This window comes from Massilia sp. NBRC 108631 (assembly GCF_059704565.1).
The window spans coordinates 67,979-87,663 of the sequence record NZ_BAAKJE010000229.1 but is presented as its reverse complement, the minus strand read 5'-3'; the positions used below and the strand labels follow the sequence as shown (position 1 = coordinate 87,663).

The following is a 19,685-nucleotide window of genomic DNA, read 5'->3' as shown; positions in this document are numbered from 1 at the left end:
TTTCCCCACTTCAGGGTCAGACCCCGAGGTTGGTGCAGAGTCTGCCAGGCACCAGATCAGTGCCGCACCACGGGCAAAACCGGCGGAGGATCGATTCGCAACATGGTCTCCGCGTCCGCAAATTCCTACTCTTTAAGCCATTTCTGACAAGCGACCTGAGCCGCATTTCGCGGAGTCGGGGTCTGACCCCGATGTGGGGGCATGCGGCTCAGCTCGCTTGACGGGGCAGTAGCGGTCGCGCAATTTCATGAACGGGGTTTCGATGGCGGCGTAGAGTAGCCAACCGGCAGGCAGGCTGATCGCTGTCATGATGCCGATCCCGCTCCAGCTGGCGACGCTGATGCCGTGCTGGGCTAGCTCGGGCTTGAGTAGCAGGAATAGCTGCTTGTGCGTGAGGTAGATGGCGTAGGACCATAGCGCCAGCTTGCCGAAGCCAGGTATCGGCGTCTTTTCCAGCAGCGAGCCGGGACTGAGCGCGGCGATCAGCAGCAGTGTGACGCCCAGCGCCAGCAGCGGGTAGCCGAATACGGTCATGCCGTAGCCGTAATGGTCTTCCGCGAACAGGTACAGCGCCGTGCCGCCCACCGCCATGCCGGCCGCCAGCGCCCAGTTGCCGTGCGCGGTGAGCTTGCTCCATGCGCCGGCGTGGTGGTTTTTCAGCAGCGCCAGCGCCACGCCGGCCACCAGCTCGTCGAAGCGGCATAGCGAGGAGTAATAGATCACGTTGTAGTACGGGAAGCCGCCGTCGCTGTTGCCCACCTGGGTCTGCCACAGGTAGCTGCGGATGGCCATGCCGCCCAACAAGCTGGCGGCGACCGCCACCCAGGCCCACGCCAGCGAGCGCCGCATGGCGGCGATCAGCAGCGCGATGGCCGGCAGCAGCACGTAGAACTGTTCTTCCACGCACAGCGACCAGGCGTGCGAGAACGCGGTGCCGGGGGTGAGATTGAAATTTTGCGTGAAGGTGAGGAATTGCCACAGCGGCGGCAGCGTCAGCCCGGCGCGGAACCAGGGCCAGAAGGCGTACAGGGCGAGCACCGCGTAGAACGCGGGCAAGGTGCGCAAAAAGCGCCGGATGTAGAACGTGCGCAGCGAAAAACCGCCTTCGCTGCGCATGGCGCTGAAGATCTGGTTGCCGATCAGGTAGCCGGACAGCCCGAAAAACAGGTCGACGCCGGTCCATCCAATCTCTCCCCAGAAGCCGAACGGCGCGCGGTTGCTGACGAACAGGACGTAATGGTTCATGAACACGAGCACGATCGCTAATGCGCGCAGCGTGTCTAAACCATGAATTCGGGTTATGGATTTCATATGCTATTTTAAGGGCGAACGGCTGAATCCCCGCTAGAATAACGGCCATTCATCAGTTTCGGGGAACCAGCATGACTGTAGCAAGCGATCTGCATTTTAAATCCGTCAACTATACCGGCCAGGGCAAGGGCCCGCGCGTAATTATCACCGGCGCCGTGCACGGCAACGAGACCTGTGGGACCAAGGGCATCTCCCGCGTGATGGAGGAGATCGACAGCGGCAAGCTGCGCATCCTGAACGGCATGGTAACGTTCGTGCCCATCGTCAATCCGCTGGCGTACGCCAAGGGCGAGCGCTCGGGCGACCGCAACCTGAACCGCAACCTGTTCCCCAACGAAAACCCGCAGGATTTCGAGGACCGCATCGCCAACTGGCTGTGCCCGCTGCTCGGCCAGCACGAGGTGCTGCTGGATTTGCATTCGTTTAACGCGCAGAGCCAGCCTTTCGTGATGGTCGGCCCGCGCAACAACGATGGCAAGCTGCAGCCGTTCCAGCACGAGGAGAAGGAACGCGCGCTGGCGCGCCGCCTGGGCGTGAAGCGTTTTGTCGATGGCTGGATGGCGACTTACGGCGCCGGCGTGCAGCGCCGCCTGCGCGATGATTCGCAGCTGGAGACCGTGCTGCGCTATGGCGTGGGCACCACCGAGTACATGCGCTCCACTGGCGGCTACGCGCTGACGCTGGAGTGCGGCCAGCACGCCGATCCGCAGGCGCCGGAAGTGGCGTACCGCGCCATCATGAACACGCTCGCCTTCCTGGGCTTGATCGATGCGCCGCAGCCGGTGCCGCTGGCGCCGGAGGATAGCGAGTACCTGAGCATGGTGGAAGTGCATGACAAGCAGGATGCGGCCGACAAGTTCAGCCGCGTGTGGTCGAGCTTTGACCGCGTGGCCAAGGGCGATGAGATCGGCCGCCGCGCGGACGGCACGCCGGTGCTGGCGTCCGAGGACGCTATCGTGCTGTTCCCGGACACCAACGCCCGCGCAAACGCCGAGTGGTACTACCTGGCGAAGGCTAATCCGGCAGGCTTCTGAGGCAAGGCTAGGCGTTCAGTTTTCCTGAATAATTCCTTCCGAGTCCGTGCGTTGATTCGGATATTGATGGCTTCTATACTGGGTTTCATTCACCCCTCCACAGGAAACCATCATGTCCGATCAAACTGCCTTCATCGTCCGCCTGACCGCCAAACCCGAAGTGCGCGAGCGTTTTCGCGCCGAACTGTTCAATGTCGTGAACCGCATGGCGCAGGAGCCTGACTTCATCAACACCTGGGTGCATGAGGATGCCAACGACCGCAACACCTTTGTGCTGTACGAAACCTGGGGCTGCAGCCGCGACTTCTTCCTCGGCACCCACCTGGCCAAGGACTACCGTGTGCAGTACGAGGCCTTGCTGCCCGAGCTGCTGGCGAAGGAGCGCACCATCGATTTCCTCGATATCGTCGCTTCGTATCCGGGCCGCAGCGCTTAGTGCGCCAGTTTCAGGCCCAGAATGCCGCAGGTAATCATGGAGATGCAGACCAGCCGCAGCACGCCGGCTGGTTCGCCCAGCACCAGGATGCCGAACAGCGCCGTGCCCACGGTGCCGATGCCGGTCCACACGGCGTAAGCCGTACCCAGCGGCAAATCGCGCAGCGCCAGGCCCAGCAGCGCCATGCTGCCGCCCATGGACAGCAGGGTCAGCACCGACGGTACCAGCTTGCTGAAGCCTTCCGTGTATTTCAGGCCGACCGCCCAGCCTATCTCCAGCAGTCCGGCAACAAACAGGAACATCCACGCCATTTTCTCTCCTTATCGGGCCAGCGCGCAGTATATCATTGCAACATTTCCATCATGAAAAGGACGCCCGATGATATTCATTGCACAAGTCGTCACCGGCCTGGTGCTGTTGATCCACGTCTATATTGTGCTGCTGGAGACGGTGCTGTTCCGCACGCGCGGCCGCCGCGTATTCGGCCTGAGCGCCGAAAAGGCGGAGATCGTGCAGCCGGCCATGTCCAACCAGGGCTGTTACAACGGTTTCCTGGTGGCCGCATTGGCGGTGGGATTTTTGCACCCGGACCCGGCCACGGCGCGCGCTTTCACCGTGTTCGGCCTGTGCTGCGTGGCGGTGGCGGGTGTGTGGGGCGCGGCCACGGTAGCGCGCCGCATCCTGTTCGTGCAGACGGTGCCGGCGGGGATCGCCCTGCTGCTGCTCCAGCTGGCCTGACCTTCTTTGAGTTGCCGACGTGCCGCCAGCACGTTTTTTCTTTATATCGTAGAATACCGATATACGCATCGGATTTTATAGATGCGAGTATCGCTAAAGCCCAATATGGACATTGACATCGACGCAATCCACAAGGCGCTGGCCAATCCGGTCCGGCGCCAGATCCTGGCCTGGCTCAAGGAGCCGGAAGCCTATTTCGCCGACCAGGCCCACCCGCTGACCTTCGGTGTCTGCGCGGGCCTGATCGACCAGCGCACCGGCCTGTCGCAATCGACCGTGTCGGCCCACCTGGCGACCTTGCAAAAAGCAGGCCTGGTGACGGTGCAGCGGGTGGGACAGTGGAATTTCTTCAAACGCAACGACGACGTGATCCAGGGCTTTATCGACCATATGAACCAGGGCCTGTAATCAATGACCGGCCCGGCAACTCAAGGAAGATAACCATGGCTAACCTGTTTGACCCTATCAAGATCGGCGACCTGACCCTGAACAACCGCGTCATCATGGCGCCGCTGACGCGCGCCCGCGCCGTGGGCGGCGGCCGCGTGCCGAACGCGCTGATGGCGGAATACTACGTGCAGCGCGCCTCCGCCGGCCTGATCCTGAGCGAAGCGACCGCCGTCACGCCGCAGGGGGTGGGCTACGCGGACACGCCGGGGATCTGGTCCGATGAACAGGTTGCGGGCTGGAAAGTGGTCACCGACGCGGTGCACGCGGCCGGCGGCAAGATCTTCCTGCAGCTGTGGCACGTGGGCCGCATTTCGGACCCGAGCTTCCTGAACGGCGACGCGCCGGTGGCGCCAAGCGCCATCGCGGCCAAGGGCCATGTCAGCCTGCTGCGCCCGCAGCGCGAGTATCCGGTGCCGCGCGCGCTGGACCTGGAAGAAATCCCGGGCATCGTGGCCGCCTACCGCAAGGGTGCGGAAAACGCCAAGCTGGCCGGTTTTGACGGCGTGGAGATCCACGGCGCCAACGGCTACCTGCTGGACCAGTTCCTGCAGGACGGTACCAACAAGCGCACCGACGCCTACGGCGGCCCGATCGAGAACCGCGCCCGCCTGATGCTGGAAGTGACCGACGCCGTGGTCGAGGTGTGGGGTGCGGGCCGTGTCGGCATGCACCTGGCGCCACGCGGCGACGCCCACGATATGAGCGATTCCAACCCGGCCGAGACCTTCGGCTATGTGGCGCGCGAGCTGGGCAAGCGCGGCATCGCTTTCATCTGCGCGCGCGAAGCGGTGGGCGAGGATAGCCTGGGGCCGCTGCTGAAGAAAGCATTCGGCGGCATTTACATCGCCAATGAGAAGATGGACAAGGCTACGGCCAACGCCATCCTGGCGGCGGGCACCGCCGATGCGGTGGCCTGGGGCAAGGACTTCATCGCCAACCCCGACCTGCCCGCGCGCCTGCGGCAGGACGCGGCGCTGAATCCGCAGCGTCCGGAAACCTTCTACCATTCGACGGCGGAAGGTTACACGGACTACCCTGCCCTGGCGTAAGCCATCGGCGGTTCCGGCGGGTTGCGCGGCTGCGCCGCTAACCCGCCCTACGGCATCTACCGGCGCCGTAAGGCGCCGGCCTCATCTAGCCCACCAGCTTGGCGTCAACCGAATACCGTCCAGCGCCGGCCAGCGCGATGGTGCCGAACACGATCACCAGCAGCCAGCCGAACTGCCCTTCTGCAATGCTCCAGTCCGGGTGCACCAGCACCATGGACACGGCCAGCAGGAACACCACCGGCAATGCCGCCAGGCGGGTAAACAGCCCCAGCGCGATCAGCACCGGACACACCACCTCGGCAAACAGCGCGCACCACAGGGTGAGCGCGCGCCCCATGCCTAGCGGGTCGTCGATGTGCGCCAGCTCTTGCTGGTAGTGCACGATCTTGGGCACGCCGTGCACGTGCAGCAGCAGGGCCGCCCCCGCGATGCGGGCAAACAGCAGCCCCGCATCGGGCATGAAGGGGCCAATCAGTCTACGCAGCAGCGCCGTCTTTTGCGCCGTCATTTGTTCTGGTACCCGCCGTAGTATTTGACCGGGCTCCAGTCAGGCGAAACGTCCGGCACCGGCTGCGCGTACTGGCCGAATTCCTTGCCCGCATACACCACCTTGCCGTTGACCACGGTGAGCGCGCTTTCCAGGTTCTTGATCTGCTCTACCGGCATGCTGAAGTAGTCCTGCGGCAAAATCACCAGGTCGGCGTACTGGCCCTTGGCAAGCGTGCCCTTGACCTTTTCTTCGCCGCTCATCCAGGCGCTGCCGCTGGTCATCAGCTTGAGTGCTTCGTAGCGGCTCAGGATGTCCTTCGGCTGCCACAGGCTCAGGCCGCCGGCGGTCTTGCCCGTCACCGCCCAGTACACCGACGGCCACGGGCCGTAGCTGCTCACGCGGGTGCCGTCCGTGCCCAGGCCGACCGGCACTTTCATCTCCAGCATCTTGCGGATCGGCGGCATCTGGCGGGTTTGGGCGCCGTATTGCTTCCAGTAGTGCTCGCCCTGGAAGTACATGCGGTCCTGCACGGCGATGCCGCCGCCCAGCGCTTTCACCCGCGCCAGCTGCGCGTCGCTGATGGTTTCAGCGTGGTCGAAGAACCAGCGCAGGCCTTTCAGCGGCATTTCTTTGTTCACTTTCTCGATCACCGCCAGGTCGCGGTCGATCGATTCGCCGTAGGTGGCGTGGATGCGGAACGGCCAGCGGTTCTTCACCAGCAGGCGCAGCACGGCTTCCAGTTCGCCTTCCATGTGCTCCGGCATGTCGGGACGCGGTTCGAGGAAGTTCTCGAAGTCGGCCGCGCTCCAGACCAGGTTTTCGCCTGCGCCTTCGGTGGTGTAGCCGTTGGCATAGAACATGTGCTGGTTGCTGTCCGGCTTGGTCAGCGTGAGCCAGCGCTGGTAGTCTTCCAGTTCCTTGCCCGGCTTTTGCGCGAACAGGTAGTAGGAGGTGCGCACGGTCAGCTTGCCGTCCTTGGCAAGCTCGACGGTCACGCCGTAGTCGTCCGGGAAGTTCTGGCCGCCGCCGCCCGCGTCGATCGCGCTGGTCACGCCCAGGCGGTTCAGCTCGCGGTAGTAGTGCAGCGTGGAGTTGATCTGCTGGTCGCGCGGCAGCACGTTGGTCTTGGCCAGCGTGGTGTACAGGATCAGCGCGTTCGGCTTGGCGATCAGCTTGCCGGTCGGCTTGCCTTGCGCGTCCAGCTCCACCACGCCGTCCTTGAACTTGGTGTCCTTGTTGTAGCCCAGGGTCTCGATACCCTTCTGGTTCAGGAAGCCCAGGCCGTACAGGTACAGCAGGAAGACCGGTTTGTCCGGCACGGCGGCGTTGATTTCCTCCAGCGTCGGCAAGCGCTTTTCCTCGAACTGGAATTCGTTCCAGCCGCCCACCACCTTGATCCAGGCGCCGTCCGGCGTGCGCGCGGCCTGCTCCTTCAGCATTTCCATCGCTTTTTTCAGCGAGGTCACGCCGTCCCAGCGCAGCTCGGCGTTATAGTTCAGGCCTTCGCGGATGACGTGCAGGTGCGAGTCGTTCAGGCCGGGAATGACGGTGCGTCCGCCGGCGTCGATCACTTGCGTGTTGGCTTTTTTGAGCTTGAGGATCTGGGCATTGCTGCCGACGGCTTCGATTTTGCCGTCTTTCATCGCCACGGCCTGGGCAAAACTGCCCTCCTTGACCATGGTGGCCACTTTGCCGTTGGTGATGATAAGGTCGGCCGCGAAGGCCGGCGTGAGGAACGCCGCGGACAATGCCGCAGGCAGCACCAGCCTGGTGAATACCGGATTCATGTTGTAGTCCTTGTTTTTTCTAGGGCACATCAAAAATGGCGGCCGGCCGGCACTGCTTTACTGCTTACTTCAAATACTTATTCCTTGATCGCTTCGATGGCGAAGGTCAGGGTTACTTCATCGCCCACGTGCGGGGCGTATTTGCCGGCGTTGAAGTCGGACCGCAGGATCTTGGCGACGGCGTTGGCGCCGCAGGCGTCCTTCTTCAGCATCGGATGCGGCATGCACTGGAACGAGGTCACGGTCAGGGTCACCGGCTTGGTGATGCCTTTGATGGTCAGGTTGCCGTCCACCGAAGCCACTTTGTCGCCGGCGAAGTTCACCTTGGTCGATTTGTAGGTGATGGCCGGGAACTTGGCGGTGTCCAGGAAGTCCGCACCCTGGATGTGGGTGTTAAACAGCGGGAAGCCGGTGTTGACCGACTTGGTGTCGATGGTCACGTCCACCGAGCCGGTTTTCGCCGCTTTGTCGATCACGATCTTGCCTTCGGTCTTATCGAAACGGCTGACCTGGTTGGAATAGCCGAAGTGCGAGTACTCGAAGCGCGGCGCGGTGTGGGCAGCGTCCAGAACGTAGGTTTCCGGTGCAGCATTGGCAGCCATGGACACGCCAGCGGCGATCAGCAGAGCAACGATTTTTTTCATAGTAAGACTCCAGTCGGTAATGATTATCGGAACGGGCTGGTTGCCCGTGATCTTTGTGATTGAAGGCGATTATGCGCTGGCACAAATCGATTGTAAAACGGAAAATATACCGGTTTATTATCGAAAAAATCGATCATAGTCGCGTAGACTGAAGCAATCATGTGCGCAGTGTACAGATGGGCGCACGCAGCGCCCATCTGCCAAAGGTAGCATCTTTAACTCAGGCTTGTGCGCGCAGTACGTGCGAGAGAATGCGCTGCTCGAACGCGGCAAAGGCGGCGGCGGCACCGCCGTCGTGTCCAGCGGTGCGCACGGCGGCGCGGGGACGGGGGAGATCGATCGCCAGGTCCAGCGCAATGGCGCCATCCTCGATCAGCAGCACGCGGTCGGCCAGGGCCACGGCTTCGCTCACGTCATGCGTCACCAGCACGGCGGTGAAGCCGCGCGCCAGCCACAGGGATTCGATCAGCTGCTGCATTTCAATGCGGGTCAGCGCGTCCAGCGCGCCCAGCGGTTCGTCCAGCAGCAGTACTTGCGGCTGGTGCACCAGCGCGCGCGCCAGCGCCACGCGCTGCTTCTGCCCGCCGGACAAGGCCGACGGCCAGTCGTCGGCGCGCTCGCCCAGGCCGACCGTGGACAGCGCGGCGGCAGCGGCGTTCAGCGCGTGCGGCAGGCCGAGCGCCACGTTTTCCACCACGGTTTTCCAGGGCAGCAGGCGCGCTTCCTGGAACATGATGCGCAGCTGCGCCGAACGCAGGCCGGCGCTGTCGTCCTCGGCCCGGTTGCCGGCGGCGCCGAAGCCGATATCGCCGCTGTCGGCACGCTCCAGGCCCGCCAGCGCGCGCAGCAAGGTGCTCTTGCCACAGCCGCTGCGGCCGACAATGGCGACGAACTCCCCCGCCTGCAGTTGCAGGTCCACGCCGCGCAGCACCTCCCGCGCGCCGTAAGACTTCCTCAGCGCCGAGATGCCGACGGCGACGCCCGTGCGTCCGGGTGCGCCGCGCGCCGCCGGTTGCCGTTGCTGCCGCGGCTGCGGCCGGACCTCGTCCGGCAAGGCGCGTTCCTGCACATCGGCCAGCAGGTCGGATTCAAAGTAAGTGGGTGCGGGCAGCATGGCGCTCCTTGTCAACGGTAGGCGGGATTCCAGCGCAGGAAGTGCTTCTCCATGGCGCGCGAGGCCAGGTCGGCGAGCTTGCCGAGCAAGGCGTACAGCAATATGCCGACCAGCACCACGTCCGTTTGCAGGAATTCGCGCGCGTTCATGGTCATGTAGCCGATGCCGGCTTGCGCCGAAATGGTCTCGGCCACGATCAGCAGCACCCACACCAGGCCAAGCGAGAAACGCACGCCCACCAGTATCGAAGGCAACGCGCCGGGCAGGATCACGTCGCGGTACAGCGCCCAGCCGCCCACGCCATAGCTGCGCGCCATCTCGATCAGCGCCGGGTCGGTGGAGCGGATTCCGTGAAAGGTATTCAGGTAGACCGGGAAGAACACGCCCACCGCCAGCAGGAACAGCTTGGCCGTCTCGTCGATCCCGAACCACAGGATCACCAGCGGTATCAGCGCCAGCGCGGGGATGTTGCGTATCATCTGCAGCGTGGTGTCGAGCAGCGTTTCGGCCCGGCGGAAGCTGCCGGTCAGCAGTCCCAGCGCCAGCCCGGCCCCGGCGCCAACCGCAAAGCCGGTGCCGGCACGCCACAGGCTGGTGCGCAGGTGCGTCCACAACTCACCGGAGACCGCCAGCGTCCAGAAGGCCTGCGCCACCGACCACGGCTCCGGCAGCACACGGCTGGACAGCCAGCCCATGCGGGCCGACACTTCCCATGACAGCAGCAGCCCCACCGGCAGCAGCCAAGGCGCGAGTGCGGGCACCCGCCGCGCGGCCGCAGGGCCACTCCCCTTCAGCGCGCCGCGCGCCAGCGCCAGAAAGGCCGCCAGCCAGCCCGCTGCGGCCGGGCGCCCGCTGGCCGGCACGGCGTCGCAGGATGAGCAAGTGTCGGCGCGCTCCCCGGTGTGCGCCATGTCAGGCCGCCTTCTTCGGCAGGATATTGCTGGCCATGATTTCGCCGAACGGTCCGCTCAGCGACTGCTCGGTGGCGGCCTTGCCCTTGCCCAGCAGCGGAAACACCAGCTCCGCGAAGCGGTACGACTCTTCCAGGTGCGGATAGCCGGAGAAGATGAAGGTATCGATGCCCAGGTCCGCGTATTCCTGGATGCGGGCATGCACCGTCTCGGCGTCGCCCACCAGCGCGGTGCCCGCGCCGCCGCGCACCAGGCCCACGCCGGCCCACAGGTTGGGCGACACTTCCAGCTTGTCGCGCCGGCCGCCATGCAGCTCGGCCATGCGGCGCTGGCCTACCGAGTCCATCTTGCTGAACGCCGCCTGCGCCTTGGCGATTACCTCATCGTCCAGATGGCTGATCAACTCCTCGGCCGCGCGCCACGCCGCCTCATTGGTCTCGCGCACGATCACGTGCAGGCGGATGCCGAAACGCACCGTGCGGCCGTGCCTGGCGGCGCGTGCGCGGATATCGGCTATCTTATCGGCCACGGCGGCGGGCGGCTCGCCCCACGTCAGGTACACATCCATCTGCTCCGCCGCCAGGTCGTGCGCCGGTTCGGACGAGCCGCCGAAGTACAGCGGCGGATACGGCTTCTGCACCGGCGGATACAGAGTGCGCGCGCCCCTCACCTGGATATGCTTGCCCTCGAAATCGTAACCCGCGTCGCCGCCCTCGCCCGCCAGCGAAGCGCGCCACACGCGGATGAACTCATCGGAGATCTCGTAGCGCTTGGCGTGGTCGGCGAACAGGCCGTCGGCCTCCAGCTCGCCCTGGTCACCACCGGTGACCACGTTGATCAGCAGGCGGCCATTCGACAGCCGGTCGAAAGTGGAGGCCATGCGCACCGCCAGGCCGGGCGTGGACAGGCCGGGACGCACCGCCACCAGGAACTTCAGCTCTTTAGTGACGTTGATCAGCGACGACGCCACCACCCACGCGTCCTCGCAGGAACGGCCGGTGGGTAGCAGCACACCGTCGTAGCCGAGCGTGTCGGCCGCCACGGCCACTTGCTGCAGATAGTCCGCATCGACCGCACGCGCGCCCTTGGACGTACCGAGGTAGCGGCTGTCGCCATGCGTGGGAATGAACCAGAAAATATTCAACGGCATTGCAAATCCTCTTTAAAGCTTAAACGGCAGCAGCGCATCCTTGACGGCGATCGGCTTGGGTATCAGCTTCAGGCCCGCGAACGCATCCGCGACCTTCTGCTGCGCGGCGATCACTTCCGGCGTCACCGGTTTCACGCCGTAGGCGTAGCGCGATGCCGCCAGCTCCACCACGCCGGTATCCAGGCCGGTCTGCACGGCCAGGATGGCGGCAACTTCCTTCTGGTTCTTCACGCCCCATTGGTCCACCTTGGCCAGCTCATCGATGACGATACGGACGATTTCCTGATTCGTTTCGGCGTAGGGCCGCGCCGCCAGGTAGAACTGGTGGTTGGCGACCAGGCCCTGCCCGTCCACCAGGACCCGCGCGCCCAGCTGCTTCTCGGCTGCCGCCAGGAACGGGTCCCAAATCGCCCAGGCGTCCACGCTGCCGCGCTCGAAGGCGGCGCGCGCGTCGGCCGGCGGCAGGAATACCACTTCCACGTCCTTGTACGCGAGCCCGGCCCTCTCCAGCGCTTTCACCAGCAGGTAGTGGACGTTGGAGCCTTTGTTCAGGGCGATCTTCTTGCCTTTCAGGTCGGCCAGGCTGCGCGCCCTGGAGTCCCTGGGCACCACGATGGCCTCGCTGGACGGCGACGGCGGCTCGTTGCCCACGTAGACCAGGTTGGCGCCGGCGGCCTGCGCGAAGATCGGCGGCGCTTCGCCCACCGTGCCGAAATCGATGCTGCCCACGTTCAGGCCTTCCAGCAGCACCGGGCCGGCGGGGAACTCGGTCCACTTCACGTCCACGCCTTTGGCTGCCAGGCGCTTTTCCAGCGTGCCGCGCCCTTTCAGCAGCGTCAGCGTGCCGTATTTCTGGTAGCCGATGCGCAGCACCGGGCGAGCCTGCGCCTGGGCCATGCCCGGCAGGCCGGCCACGGCCGCCCAGGCGGCGCCCGCGAACAGGTAGCCCAGGGTGCGGCGGCGGGCGGCGCGCTTGTGTTGATTGCTCATGTAGTTTTCTCGCTTCTGTCTTTTTTCTTTGTTCTTATGCTGCCTGGCTCGCAGGCGTGTACGGATGCTCTTGCAAGGTGCGCACCGGGGCGCCGTTTGCGATGTGGACGCCGTGCGCGGCGTGCCCGCCCAGGCCGATCGCAGCGGCGCCGCCGACGGCGCGCGGGCGGCCCAGCGGCGCGAGCGCGGCCACCAGCTCGTCCACGCCGGCGGCCACGCGCACCGCAATCGGCGGCGCCAGGGCCAGCCCTTCCTCATCCTGCCAAACCAGCTGCTGGCTGGTGGCGAAGATGCTGGTCAACACCTGCTTCGCGGCCAGCGCATGCAGCACCGGCCGCAGCGCGTAGTCCAGCGCCAGCATGTGCGACTGCGTGCCGCCGGTGGCGATCGGCAGCACCACCTTGCCCGCCAGGCCGTCCTGCGGCAGCAGGTCCAGGAAAGCCTTCAGCACGCCCGAGTAAGAAGCCTTGTAGACCGGCGTGGCGATCACGATGGCCTGGGCGGAGGCCACCGCCCGGATGGCGCGCTGGACGCCTTCATCGCCGATTTCGGCATGCAGCAAGGCCTGCGCCGGCAGGTCGCGCACATGCACCCGCTGCAGCTGATGGCCGTGCACCGCCAGCTTGTCGCCGATGTGCAGCAGCAGCCGGCTCGAACTGGAAGGAAGCGCTGGACTGCCGCCAAGAAGTAGGATGCTCATTTTTCTCCCCGTGTCTGGATGGTTTTTTCAGACTACGGCCGTCCGCCTGAAAGCAGAACGAATTGTTTTGCGCATCGATATTTGGTTTCCGCCGCATGACGTTTCCGCATATTGAAAGCCGGATTTCTTCGTGTACGGCGTCGCAATCCCGGTGCGATACTGGTCCGCATCGATACCACCGGAATCCGTATCATGGATCTGTACCATGGATGAACCCTTCTTCGCCGAAGACCCTATCGCAGTCGCCTCGGCCCTGGCCGCCCGGCTGGCGGAAAGCGCCGTCGCGCGCGACCGCGCCGGTGGCCATGCCGCCACCGAACGCGAATGGATACGCGCCTCAGGCCTGCTCACGCTGTCCATTCCAAAGGAGCATGGCGGCCAAGGCGCAAGCTGGAGCACCGTCTGCCAGGTGATCCGCGTCCTGGCGCGCGCCGACAGCGCACTGGCCCATGTCTTCGGCTTCCACCACCTGCAACTGGCGGGCATCAGGCTATCCGGCAGCGCGCAGCAGCAGCGCCGCCTGCTCTCGGACACCGTCGAACAGAATCTGTTCTGGAGCAACGCCCTCAATCCGCTGGACAAGCGCACCACAGCAGCGGAAACTCGCGGCGGTTACGAGCTGAATGGCCTGAATAGCTTTGCGTCCGGCTCTGCCGGCTCCGACTGGCTCACGCTGTCGGCCTGGCACGCGCCCACGCAAAGCGCGCTGATCGCGGTGCTGCCCACGCGCCAGGAAGGTCTGCGCGTGCAGGCCGACTGGGACGCCTTCGGCCAGCGCCAGGCCGACAGCGGCAACGTCTCATTCAACGGCGTGCGCCTGCCGGAGGAACTGGTGCTACAGGCTCCGGGCCAGACGCCCACGCCGCAGGCCACGCTGCGTTCGCAGGTCGCGCAGCTGATCATGGCCAATCTCTATCTGGGTATCGCCGAAGGCGCGTTCGAGGCGGCGCGCCGCTACACCAACGACGAGGCGCGGCCGTGGCTCCAGTCCGGCGTGCCGTCCGCCAGCGACGACCCGCTGGTGCAGCACCGCTACGGCCAGTTGTGGACGCTGCTGCGGCCGGCCCAAGTGCTGGCGGACCACGCCGCGCAAGAGCTGGACCGGGTATTCGCACAAGGCGCGCAAGTGAGCGCGCGCACGCGCGGCGAACTGGCGGTCGCCGTGGCGGAAGCGAAGGTGCTGGCGCACAAGGCCGGGGGCGAGATCAGCAGCCAGCTGTTCGAGCTGACCGGCGCGCGTTCAACCTCGTCCAAATATGGCTTCGACCACTACTGGCGCAATGCGCGCGTGCATACCTTGCGCGATCCGGTCGACTACAAGTACCGCGACCTGGGGCGCTTTGCGTTGCAAGGCGCGCTTCCTGAACCAAGCGCCTATTCCTGAAACGAGCTTCATGACGAAAACCACGCAAGTCCCCCGCGCGCCGCTGATACAGATCCGTGGCGCCAGCAAAACGTTCGCCCTTCCCAAGGGCGGCCAATTCCACGCCGTCAAAAACGTGTCGCTGGAAGTACGCGAGGGCGAAATCTTTGGCCTGATAGGCAAGAGCGGCGCCGGCAAGTCCACCTTGCTGCGTTTGATTAACCTGCTGGAGCGGCCGGACGGCGGCAGCGTGACGGTCGATGGCCGCGAGCTGACCACGCTGGGCAAGCGCGATCTGCGCGAGGCACGGCAGAACATCGGCATGATCTTCCAGCAGTTCAACCTGCTGCAGAACGCCTGCGTGTTCGACAACGTGGCCTTCCCCTTGCGCATCCACGGCGGACGCAACGCGGCGCAAATCGCGGCGCGCGTGCGCGACTGCCTGGAGCTGGTGGAACTGGGCGGGAAGGCCGACAGTTATCCGGCCCAGCTGTCGGGCGGGCAGAAGCAGCGCGTTGCCATTGCGCGGGCGCTGGCCAGCGGACCGGCGGTGCTGCTGTGCGACGAGCCTACTTCGGCGCTGGACGCGGAGACCACGCGCGCCCTGCTCGCCACGCTGAAGGACATCAACCAGCGGCTGGACGTCACCATCGTCATCGTCAGCCACGAACTTTCCGTGCTGGACGCCATTTGCGACCGCGTGGCCGTGATCGAGGATGGCGCCATCGCCGAACAATTCTCGCTCAACGGCAGCGAAGTCCGCCAGACGGCCCTCGGCCGCGAACTCGCCAGCCTGCGTCCCGTAGCAGCAACCGCGGCAGCAACAGCGGCAGCGGCCCTCCGCCAGGAGGCCGCCCATGCTTGAGAAAATCATCACCCTGCTGCCCGAGCTGTGGACCGCGCTGGGCCAGACGCTCACCATGCTGGGCATCGGCCTGTCCGCCGCCGTGGTAATCGGCGGCCCGCTGGGCGTGCTGCTGTTCCTGGTAGCCGACGGCCAGTCGCTGCAGAACAGGCCTGCCTCACTGCTGCTGGGCTGGTTCGTCAACACGGTGCGCTCCTTCCCCTTCATCATCCTGCTGGTGGCGCTGGTACCGCTGACGCGCATCATCGCCGGCACCTCGATCGGCCCGCTGGCGGCCGCCGTGCCGCTGTCCTTCGCGGCCATCCCCTACTTCGCCCGCATGGTCGAACAGGCGCTGCGCGAAGTGCCGCGCGGCGTGCTCGAAGCGGCGCACGCCATGGGCGCGTCCGAACTGCAGATCGTGCTGCGCGTGCTGCTGGTGGAAGCCCGTTCCGGCCTGGTGCTGGCGCTCACCGTGCTGTCCATCAGCTTCCTGTCCTATTCCGCCGTGGCGGGCGTGGTGGGCGGCGGCGGCATCGGCGACCTCGCCATCCGCTACGGCTACTACCGCTTCGAAACCGACATCATGATCGCCACGGTCGCCGTGCTGATCCTCATCGTCCAGACCATCCAGTTCACCGGCAACCGCATCGCGCGCCGGCTCGACAAACGTTAATCCAAAGGAGTACCCATGACCACTTTCCACCACGCCCGCCGCCGCACCCTGATCCTTCGCGCCGTCAGCATCGCCGTGCTGGCCAGCGCCGGCCTGGCTGCCGGCCTGGCCTCCGCGCCCGCCAACGCCAGAGATCCCAAGGAAGTCGTAATCGGCACCAGCGCCGGCCCCTACGCGGACCAGATCAAGCTGGGCATCAAGCCCATCCTCGAGAAACAGGGCTACAAGGTCAAGCTGGTTGAGTTCAACGACTACATCCAGCCCAACTTCGCACTGGCCGAAGGTTCGCTGGACGCCAACGTTTTCCAGCACATCATCTACCTGAAGAAGTTCGCCAGCGAGCACAAACTGGCGCTCAGCGAGCTGGTGACCATTCCCACCGCGCCCATCGCCATCTACAGCAAAAAGCACAAGACCCTGAACGACGCCAGGGAAGGCACAACGGTGGCCCTGCCCAACGACCCGGCCAACCAGGCGCGCGCGCTGGTGCTGCTGGATCAGCTGGGCTGGATCAAGCTGCGCAGCGGCACCGATCCGATCCGCGCTTCGGAGAAGGACATCGCCACCAACAACAAGAAGATCAGGCTGGTGCCGCTGGAAGCCGCGCAATTGCCGCGCTCCCTGCAGGATACCGACTACTCCTTCGTCAACGGCAACTACGCACTGGCTTCCGGCCTGAAGCTGAAGGAAGCGCTGGTAACGGAGACAATCTCGCCGAACTACATCAACCTGGTGGCGGTGCGCACCGCCGACAAGGACAAGCAGTTCGCCAAGGACCTTGAAGCGGCCTACCGCTCGCGCGAATTCCTTGCCGTGACGAACAAGCACTTTGCCGACTACTCGAAGACCGACTACCAGCTGGCGCTCGAGGCAAAGTGAGCAAGCAAATCCGCTTCAACGCGTTCCAGATGAACACGGTGGGACACCAATCGCCCTGCCTGTGGACCCATCCGCGCGACACCAGCCACCGCTACACCGAACCGTAGCACCGAACTGGCGCGGCTGCTGGAAGCGGGCCGGTTGGACGCCGTGTTCCTGGCCGACGTACTGGGCGTTTACGACGTCTGCCAGGGCGATGTGCAAGCGGCGCTGGCTTCCTTCAGCCAGGCCGACCCGGAGCGCAAATGGACCGTGCGCGAGGCTGCCGGGTTCATTGGCCTGGGCGGGCGCGGCCCGGTGCTGTTGGGCGATGCGCGCCGGGTGGCGGACCAGCTGGAGGGCTGGCAGGACGACACCGGCATCGACGGCTTCAACCTGGCGTTCGCCGTGGCGCACGAATCGATGCGGGACGTGGTGGACTGCAGCGTGCCCGAACTGCAGCGCCGCGGGCGCTACCAGCGCGAGTACGCGCCGGGCACGCTGCGGCAAAAGCCAGGGAGCCGGCTGCCGTCGCCGCCCTAGCGGCAGTCGTTGCGCATCTGCGCCTGGGACACGTTGCTGTTGGCAGGCACGCTCTGCGTGAGCCACACATTGCCGCCGATGGTGGAACCGGCGCCGATGGTGATGCGGCCCAGGATGGTGGCGCCGGCATAGATGACCACGTCGTCCTCGACGATGGGATGGCGCGGCGTTCCCTTGATGAGCGCGCCGTTGGCGTCGGCCGGGAAGCGCTTGGCGCCCAGCGTGACGTGCTGGTACAGCCGCACGCCCTGCCCCAGGATCGCGGTTTCGCCGATCACCACGCCGGTGCCGTGGTCGATGAAGAAGCTGGCGCCGATTTGCGCCGCCGGGTGGATGTCGACCCCGGTCTTGGAGTGCGCGATGTCGCAGATCAAGCGCGCGATGAACGGCGCGCCCAGCTGGTGCAGCAGGTGCGCCAGGCGGTAATGCAGGATGGCGATGGTGCCCGGGTAGCACAGCATGATCTCGGCCACCGACGTGGCGGCGGGGTCGCCCGCGAACGCGGCCTGCACGTCCGACACCAGCAGCGCGCGGATGCCGGGCAGCCCGGCGGCGAACTCGCGCGTGATGTTGTTGGCCTGCTCGGTCAGCGCTTCCTCGCTGCTGTGGTTGGACTGCTCGCGGAACTGCAAGCCGCGCCGCACCTGCTCGGTGAGGCGGTTCAGCGTGGTGTTGAGCGTGTCGCCGACGAAGTAGTCGATGCTCTCGTCGGTGAGGTTGGGCCGGCCGTAGTGGGTGGGGAACAGCACGGCCGACAGGCCATTGACGATGGTGGTCAGCGCCTCGCGCGACGGCAGCTCGCGCACCCGGCCCTGGTGGCGGATATTGTGCGTCGCCTCGCGCGAGATGCGCAGCTGCTCGATCACCGGTCCCAAATTCCAGTGCGGAGGACGCACGCCGGTGCCGTCATAAGTATCGATAGTCATGGGATCTCAAAAAACAATGTTATAGCCTTGGGAGCATAATCACCCGCCCCCGCAAAGCGAAGGAATTATTTCGCCGTTCGATATGCAAAATACGCATATCGATATACCTCTGGCGGCCTGCCTGCGGCGGCGCCACCGGCAGAAGCTGCGCGCGTGACGTAAAATACCGCTCCAGGCAACAATAACCGATCTATGAATATTCTGCTGACACTGCTCCTGGCCGGGCTCACCATGGTCGGGCCGCTGGCCATCGACACCTATCTGCCATCCTTCCCGGCCATCGCCCTGGCCTTCGATGCCAGCCCCATCGCCATCCAGCAGACCCTCAGCCTGTTCCTCTTCTGCTTCGCCTTCATGATGCTGTTTTACGGCACCATGTCCGACTCCTTCGGCCGCCGCCCCGTCATCCTGGTCTCGCTGGTGATCTACACCGCCGCCTCCATAGGCGCCGCGCTGGCGCCATCCTTCGGCGTGCTGCTGGCCTGCCGCATCCTGCAAGGCCTGTCGGCCGGCGCCGGCATGGTGGTCAGCCGCGCCATCGTGCAAGACCGCTTCGAGGGCGCGGAAGCACAAAAGATCATGTCGCACGTGATGATGGTGTTCGGCCTGGCGCCGGCGCTAGCGCCCATCCTGGGCGGATGGCTGCAGGTGTCCTTCGGCTGGCGCGCCATCTTCTGGTTCCTCACCGGCTTTGGCGTGCTGATGTACTTCGCCGTGCTGCGCCTGCTGCCGGAAAGCCTGCCCAGGCAGGACCGCCATCCCTTCCACGCCGGTGCAATCGCCGCCAACTACTGGAAAGTGCTGTGCCACCGCCAGTTCCTGCTGCTGTCCGTGAGCGTGGGCATGGCCTTCGGCGGCTTTGCGCTATACATCGGCTCCGCCGCCTACTTCGTGATGCACATCCTGCACCTGCCGGAGACGGCATTTGCCTGGCTGTTCTTCCCGCTGATCAGCGGTTCGGTGGCGGGGTCCGCGCTGTCGGGCAAGCTGGCCAGGCGCTATTCGCAGAGCGCCCAGATCTGGGCCAGCTACGCCATCATGGGTGCGGCCGGCGCGGTCAACATGGCGTACAACTACTACTTCGCCGCGGAAGTGCCGTGGGCGGTACTGCCGCTGTTCGTGTACTCGTTCGCACTGGCCATCGCCATGCCGCCGATGACGCTCATCGCGCTGAACCACTTCCCCAACAACAGCGGGCTGGCTTCGTCGATGCAGTCCTTCATCCAGATGATCTTGTTCGCGCTGATTTCAGGCGTGGTGGCGCCGCTGCTGTTCGACAGCGCCTACAAACTGGCTTGCGGCGTGATGGCGGGCCTGGCGATCAGCTTCGCCGCCTGGGTGGCGGCGCACCGCACTACGGCCACGGCGCCGGCGTAACCTCGATATACTGCGCGCCGCCCTGCTCGGGCTCGGGTTCGCCCGCCTGGGCGGGATGATCCAGGCGCGCATCTCCCGTCAGGCCCAGCGCCAGGATTTCCTTGCGCGCCTCGACAAAGTCGGAACTGGAAAGCGGCCGGCCGCGGTCCGGCCAGTTGGCGATGGCCCAGTTCTGCACTTCCTCGAAGCGCTGCCATACCTCGTTGATAAACTGGCGCCGCTGTTGCTCATCCATTGCTGTTCTCCAAGATAGCCCTGGAGCCAGTATAAGCCTGCCGCAGCGCGCCGGGGCGC

Annotated in this window: 22 protein-coding genes and 1 pseudogene; 11 read left to right on the top strand and 12 right to left on the bottom strand. The window is 65.2% G+C overall.

Features of this window, described 5'->3' with window-relative positions; all coding sequences use genetic code 11:
* Positions 1-132: 132 nt before the first annotated feature.
* Positions 133-1,311, bottom strand: coding sequence for an acyltransferase family protein (locus tag AC6H42_RS25365; protein WP_497549238.1), 1,179 nt, complete (start codon positions 1,309-1,311; stop codon positions 133-135).
* Between the two features lie 71 nt (positions 1,312-1,382).
* Here AC6H42_RS25365 and AC6H42_RS25360 point away from each other — a divergent pair, with 71 nt between their 5' ends.
* A complete protein-coding gene (locus AC6H42_RS25360; RefSeq protein WP_057155128.1) occupies positions 1,383-2,345 on the top strand; it encodes a M14 family metallopeptidase in 963 nt (320 codons plus the stop codon).
* Between the two features lie 112 nt (positions 2,346-2,457).
* Complete coding sequence (locus AC6H42_RS25355; RefSeq protein WP_057155131.1) at positions 2,458-2,781, top strand: putative quinol monooxygenase; 324 nt, start codon at positions 2,458-2,460, stop codon at positions 2,779-2,781.
* Here AC6H42_RS25355 and sugE read toward each other — a convergent pair.
* A complete protein-coding gene (gene sugE / locus AC6H42_RS25350; protein WP_057155133.1) occupies positions 2,778-3,092 on the bottom strand; it encodes a quaternary ammonium compound efflux SMR transporter SugE in 315 nt (104 codons plus the stop codon). The two genes, AC6H42_RS25355 and sugE, sit on opposite strands and share 4 nt — an antisense overlap.
* Before the next feature lie 67 nt (positions 3,093-3,159).
* Between sugE and AC6H42_RS25345 the strand changes: the two genes are divergently transcribed.
* The 3 genes from AC6H42_RS25345 (at position 3,160) to AC6H42_RS25335 (ending at position 5,018) form a co-directional block, all read left to right on the top strand.
* Complete coding sequence (locus AC6H42_RS25345; RefSeq protein WP_057155135.1) at positions 3,160-3,519, top strand: DUF1304 domain-containing protein; 360 nt, start codon at positions 3,160-3,162, stop codon at positions 3,517-3,519.
* Positions 3,520-3,624: 105 nt separating this feature from the next.
* On the top strand, positions 3,625-3,927 hold the full coding sequence (locus AC6H42_RS25340) for an ArsR/SmtB family transcription factor (RefSeq protein ID WP_057155137.1): 303 nt from the start codon (positions 3,625-3,627) through the stop codon (positions 3,925-3,927).
* Between the two features lie 35 nt (positions 3,928-3,962).
* On the top strand, positions 3,963-5,018 hold the full coding sequence (locus tag AC6H42_RS25335; protein ID WP_497549237.1) for an alkene reductase: 1,056 nt from the start codon (positions 3,963-3,965) through the stop codon (positions 5,016-5,018).
* Positions 5,019-5,103: 85 nt separating this feature from the next.
* On the opposite strand, the gene AC6H42_RS25330 is transcribed toward AC6H42_RS25335, so the two are convergent.
* From AC6H42_RS25330 to ssuE, 8 genes are all read right to left on the bottom strand, one after another.
* Positions 5,104-5,526, bottom strand: a complete 423-nt coding sequence (locus tag AC6H42_RS25330; protein ID WP_057155139.1) for a DoxX family protein — start codon at positions 5,524-5,526, stop codon at positions 5,104-5,106.
* Entirely contained in the window at positions 5,523-7,295 is a 1,773-nt protein-coding gene (locus tag AC6H42_RS25325) for an amidohydrolase (protein ID WP_057155141.1), read from the bottom strand. The genes AC6H42_RS25330 and AC6H42_RS25325 overlap by 4 nt, the downstream gene beginning before the upstream one ends.
* Positions 7,296-7,372: 77 nt before the next feature.
* Complete coding sequence (locus AC6H42_RS25320) at positions 7,373-7,939, bottom strand: YceI family protein (RefSeq protein WP_057155143.1); 567 nt, start codon at positions 7,937-7,939, stop codon at positions 7,373-7,375.
* A 220-nt stretch (positions 7,940-8,159) separates the two neighbouring features.
* Complete coding sequence (locus AC6H42_RS25315) at positions 8,160-9,053, bottom strand: ATP-binding cassette domain-containing protein (RefSeq protein WP_497549236.1); 894 nt, start codon at positions 9,051-9,053, stop codon at positions 8,160-8,162.
* A gap of 11 nt (positions 9,054-9,064) precedes the next feature.
* Positions 9,065-9,964: an aliphatic sulfonate ABC transporter permease SsuC gene (ssuC, locus tag AC6H42_RS25310; RefSeq protein ID WP_497549235.1), complete on the bottom strand. Its 900-nt coding sequence runs from the start codon at positions 9,962-9,964 to the stop codon at positions 9,065-9,067.
* Position 9,965: 1 nt separating this feature from the next.
* Positions 9,966-11,108, bottom strand: coding sequence for an FMNH2-dependent alkanesulfonate monooxygenase (ssuD, locus tag AC6H42_RS25305; RefSeq protein ID WP_497549246.1), 1,143 nt, complete (start codon positions 11,106-11,108; stop codon positions 9,966-9,968).
* An 18-nt stretch (positions 11,109-11,126) separates the two neighbouring features.
* Positions 11,127-12,104, bottom strand: a complete 978-nt coding sequence (locus tag AC6H42_RS25300) for a sulfonate ABC transporter substrate-binding protein (protein WP_497549234.1) — start codon at positions 12,102-12,104, stop codon at positions 11,127-11,129.
* 34 nt (positions 12,105-12,138) lie between these two features.
* Positions 12,139-12,804, bottom strand: coding sequence for an NADPH-dependent FMN reductase (ssuE, locus tag AC6H42_RS25295; protein WP_082551781.1), 666 nt, complete (start codon positions 12,802-12,804; stop codon positions 12,139-12,141).
* Between the two features lie 205 nt (positions 12,805-13,009).
* On the opposite strand from ssuE, the gene AC6H42_RS25290 reads away from it, so the two are divergent.
* The 5 genes and pseudogenes from AC6H42_RS25290 to AC6H42_RS25270 all read left to right on the top strand — a co-directional run.
* Entirely contained in the window at positions 13,010-14,188 is a 1,179-nt protein-coding gene (locus tag AC6H42_RS25290; protein ID WP_497549233.1) for an acyl-CoA dehydrogenase family protein, read from the top strand.
* Between the two features lie 10 nt (positions 14,189-14,198).
* The gene (locus AC6H42_RS25285) at positions 14,199-15,032 is read left to right on the top strand and encodes a methionine ABC transporter ATP-binding protein (RefSeq protein ID WP_057155153.1); all 834 of its coding nucleotides are present in this window, start codon (positions 14,199-14,201) and stop codon (positions 15,030-15,032) included.
* Positions 15,025-15,687 (top strand): methionine ABC transporter permease, encoded by a 663-nt coding sequence (locus AC6H42_RS25280; RefSeq protein WP_057155155.1) that lies wholly within the window; start codon positions 15,025-15,027, stop codon positions 15,685-15,687. Before AC6H42_RS25285 ends, AC6H42_RS25280 begins: the two co-directional genes overlap by 8 nt.
* Before the next feature lie 15 nt (positions 15,688-15,702).
* Positions 15,703-16,566, top strand: a complete 864-nt coding sequence (locus AC6H42_RS25275; protein WP_497549232.1) for a MetQ/NlpA family ABC transporter substrate-binding protein — start codon at positions 15,703-15,705, stop codon at positions 16,564-16,566.
* A 222-nt stretch (positions 16,567-16,788) separates the two neighbouring features.
* Positions 16,789-17,088 (top strand): annotated as a pseudogene (locus tag AC6H42_RS25270) (5,10-methylene tetrahydromethanopterin reductase); the annotation flags it as partial.
* Here AC6H42_RS25270 and epsC read toward each other — a convergent pair.
* The gene (epsC, locus tag AC6H42_RS25265; protein ID WP_057155161.1) at positions 17,085-18,014 is read right to left on the bottom strand and encodes a serine O-acetyltransferase EpsC; all 930 of its coding nucleotides are present in this window, start codon (positions 18,012-18,014) and stop codon (positions 17,085-17,087) included. The pseudogene AC6H42_RS25270 and the gene epsC sit on opposite strands and share 4 nt — an antisense overlap.
* 192 nt (positions 18,015-18,206) lie before the next feature.
* On the opposite strand from epsC, the gene AC6H42_RS25260 reads away from it, so the two are divergent.
* Positions 18,207-19,391 (top strand): multidrug effflux MFS transporter, encoded by a 1,185-nt coding sequence (locus tag AC6H42_RS25260; protein WP_057155163.1) that lies wholly within the window; start codon positions 18,207-18,209, stop codon positions 19,389-19,391.
* Here the strand turns inward: AC6H42_RS25260 and AC6H42_RS25255 are convergent.
* A complete protein-coding gene (locus AC6H42_RS25255; protein ID WP_057155164.1) occupies positions 19,369-19,626 on the bottom strand; it encodes a hypothetical protein in 258 nt (85 codons plus the stop codon). The genes AC6H42_RS25260 and AC6H42_RS25255 overlap by 23 nt on opposite strands.
* Positions 19,627-19,685: the final 59 nt, after the last annotated feature.